Raw genomic sequence first — 3,574 nt, forward strand, 5'->3', positions numbered from 1 at the left:
GGTCAACGACCATTGAGAGGACATCGTTCTTGTAGATCGCGTCCGATGCCGGCAGGTCTTGCGCGGCCATGCGCATGGCGCCATAGGGCTGTGGCACGACGATGCAGCTCTTGACCTGGACCTCCACGTTTGCAGTCCCAGCGCCACCCAGCAGATGCTTGGGCACCGGGATCACTCTGGTCATCTTGCCGATGTCGCGCAGTTGAAGGTGCTGGTTGGCGAATCCGGAAACGGGCAACCCCAGGGTCAGGACATCGATGCTGCGGATGACCGAGCTGGTTTCCCGCATGGCAAAGTGGATCGCCGCCCGCAGCAGCACCTCGTGCAGTTCGGATTCGATGTAGTTGTCAGCGATGGCCCGGCCCACGACACCAGAGGTCGCCATCGGCCCCGCGTAGTAGCGCCGGCCCTCGATGTCGATGAGCACGCGATCGGGGTTATGGCCAAAGCCCGAGGCTTCTTCATCGACGACAACGTTGGGCGAGATGGACGGGAAGATCAGCTCTGTCCAGCGGCTGCGGCTGGCCTTGTCCAGGCCGTGGCCACAGACCATCTTGGTGTTGCCGTATCCAACGTCCACGGCGAGAACGGCGGGGGAGAAGGGTTTGCTCATTGTTCTGTTCCTGATGGGGGTTAGCTGTTGCCGAAGGCGAAGAGGTTGTTCTTGAGCGTCTGCTTCAGCGTCTCGGGATCAACGCCTTGATCGGGTGTCGATCGCTGGAATGTCTGGGGTGCGTCGATTGGGATGACCGGCGCAGCGTCCTGTGGGTGGCTGGCAGCGGGAGGCTGCACCTGTGCTTCCTTCCCAGCGGGCTCATCCTTTTGCCCAGTACAGGCGTTCCTGATGAGCACCTTGATGCGCAGGTCGCGCTCATGGGCAGCCAGGGGTTCAAGCTCTGCCATGAGCTTGCGTACAGCTGGGAATGATTTGGACAGGGTGAAGCGGACGGTTCGTGCCCGTTTTCTGTCCACGTCCTTGCGGGGCAGGTCAATGAACCATTGGGGCAGCGGACCTCCCTCGACGATTGAAAGGATCAGGCCTCGCAAAGCATGGCCAGCCTCAGTCTCGCCTTCCATCGCATTCAGGCGCTCATTGACTTGCAGCACATCCAACTCGCCGCGGTAGATCAGGTACCTGAGTCTCATCTGCTGCCCCCCGCGAGCTGGCGAGTCAACGGCCCACCTTGAAGTCGGAAAAACTTCGAGATGCTGCCAGCCACGGGCATCATCCGGGAGAAATTCCGAGATAGCGCCAGAGACTGGCAACATCTCGACGATTGACCGCGTTGTTGCCAGAAATTGGCATCATCTCGGAGAAACTTCGAGTTGTTGCCAGAAATTGGCATCATCTCGGAGAAAATTCGACTTTCCATGACGACGAGTTTCACCGGCATCCGTCATCCTGCTGGATTGAATGAGAGCGAAAATCAGCCGTCATTCAAACCGACTTGTCATTAAAAGCCCAGCTAGAATCTTCTCCACGCGGGCGCAATGCCTGCACAGATCACCAAGCACCTCGTATGAGGAATAGATCTGAGGCACCCACAGGTGTCATACATCACGCACAAAACAGGCCGGCCGTTGCGCCGTGGCCTTTTTTTTGACGCCTTCTTGGCTGACCAGGGCTAACTCACACTTATCGGTCTGTATGACAGACCCATACAGAGTGTCCATTAGCGGGTCATCTTTTCCAGCAAGATCAACGGGTTAGCCGTTATCCACGGAATAAAGAACGGCTACAGAAACAAATTCCGAACGAACAAAAGTGGCCCAAAAGGCTGCGATAGGGACAGAAATGAGCTGGTGTCGGGGGTAGTCGCCCCGGAATTGCTGATGCGCGGTACAGCCGCGAATAGGCAGTTCGGAAGCTGGCACTGCGGTGAAAGACTGCGGGGAAGAGTGTGATTTATGGGGGGATGCTCGCCTCCCAGACCGGCCGGAATGGTCGGGACGAGCACGTGCGGGCCGCGTCATGGTCCTACGCTGGAGCCAGTCCGATAGGAGGTTTCAGTCACCCGAAGCCGAGAGGTGAGGGGGTATCGCGTGGATGGACACACACGCGGTGCTAAAGCAGAGATTCGTTTAAGTCCAAGTGTTCGTGACAGTTTTTAGGGAATGCTGTTCGCTGCCGTCGAAGCGAACCTCTTGCGCGGTTGTTATGCGAATGGGAATTGGTTGTATTTGGGCGGATGCCTAAAGGAAGTTGAGGAAGATATGGACGTACTGGGAGACAGCGCCAAGACGAAGCGCTTGATTGCATCAATAGAGCATGTGGTTGATGCTCACGGGCGCACGCGGGTGAACGGGAAGGTGGCGAGTGAAAGGACGTTCAGGCTGCAGATGGATGTGATGAAGCAGTTTGCGAGGACGCTGCACGAGAAGGGTTATCTGCTGGAAGACTGCCGCAACCTTGGGGAGAAGCACCTGAACGCGGTGTTTGACTGCTGGGCTCTGGAGAAGAAGCTGGCGACGAAGACGCTGCAGAACCAGAAGTCGAGGGTCAAGCAGTTTGTGCTGTGGTTGGGCAAGCCGGAGCTGGCCAGGTACGTGTCCAGGATTGAAGAGCGCTACCGTGGTGAGAGGCCGGAGGGATTCCGTGTACGGACGGTGGCGGACCGCTCCAAGTCTGAGCGTGGTGCTGGGTTGGACCTGGACAAGCTGTACCGCGCTGCGCTGGCGCACGACACGCGCTATGCGGCCATGCTGATGATGCAAAGGGCGTTTGGGCTTCGGAAGAAGGAAGTGCTGCTGGCCAAGCTGCGTCGAGCAGATCTTGGTGACAAGCTACAGCTGGTGGGATCTGTGACGAAGAATGGACGCGCCAGAGAAATCAAGCTCGATGTTGGAGAGTATGGGAAGGCGCAACGCAAGATTCTGGACTACGCGAAAAGCCTGATCAAGCAGAACGAGTCACTGGCGTGGCCTGGGCTTTCGCTGCTGCAGGCAGAGCGGCGGTACTACGCCTGCAACAATGCAATTGGACTGACGAAGTCCGTTGCGGGGATGACGGGTCACGGCCTGCGTGCGGGGTACGCTGAGGATGTGATGCTCCTGGCTGGACTGCTGCCCTCGTCGCTGGGAGGGACGACAGAGATGCGCGGAGATGCGCAGCTGGTTTGGTCGGTCAAGCTCAAGGCCTCGGAGGCGCTGGGGCACAGCCGCGAGGTGATCACGCACGCCTACTATGGATCGGACTGGTCGTTTGCCAAGGCGGGAGAACTGCTGGGGTACAGGGTGGGTACACCCATAAATGGTGGTGGCCTGGCTGGAGAGGCTCAGCTATGGGTGAGTGAGAAGCCCGAGCCGATTGAGGGAGTGATTGGTCAGTACACCCTGACGCCGGTGAAGGCTGAGCTGGCGGTATTGACGATCCAGCTTCTGGAGGGTGGGCAAGAGACTGACAGGGTGAGCATCGGCCAGTTCATTGAGCGGTACCCGAGCGCGAAGGAAGAGCTGGTGAGCCGGCTGGGGATGATCAACCTTTGTCTGGAGCTAAAACGATAGTGGGGCCATAGCCTGGCCTGAAGAAACGTCCAAATTTGGACGCTCGAAAGGAACGCTGAAAACGGCTGAA

General features: G+C 58.3%; 2 protein-coding genes and 1 pseudogene. 1 reads left to right on the forward strand and 2 read right to left on the reverse strand.

What is annotated here, in order from left to right; translation table 11 throughout:
* Positions 1-613 (reverse strand): annotated as a pseudogene (locus PHQ87_RS14995) (hypothetical protein); the annotation flags it as partial.
* A 20-nt stretch (positions 614-633) separates the two neighbouring features.
* Complete coding sequence (locus tag PHQ87_RS15000) at positions 634-1,146, reverse strand: hypothetical protein (RefSeq protein ID WP_300236091.1); 513 nt, start codon at positions 1,144-1,146, stop codon at positions 634-636.
* Positions 1,147-2,115: 969 nt separating this feature from the next.
* Between PHQ87_RS15000 and PHQ87_RS15005 the strand changes: the two genes are divergently transcribed.
* Entirely contained in the window at positions 2,116-3,504 is a 1,389-nt protein-coding gene (locus tag PHQ87_RS15005; protein WP_300236093.1) for an integrase domain-containing protein, read from the forward strand.
* Positions 3,505-3,574: the final 70 nt, after the last annotated feature.

Source organism: Hydrogenophaga sp., assembly GCF_028698005.1.
Taxonomy (GTDB): domain Bacteria; phylum Pseudomonadota; class Gammaproteobacteria; order Burkholderiales; family Burkholderiaceae_C; genus Hydrogenophaga.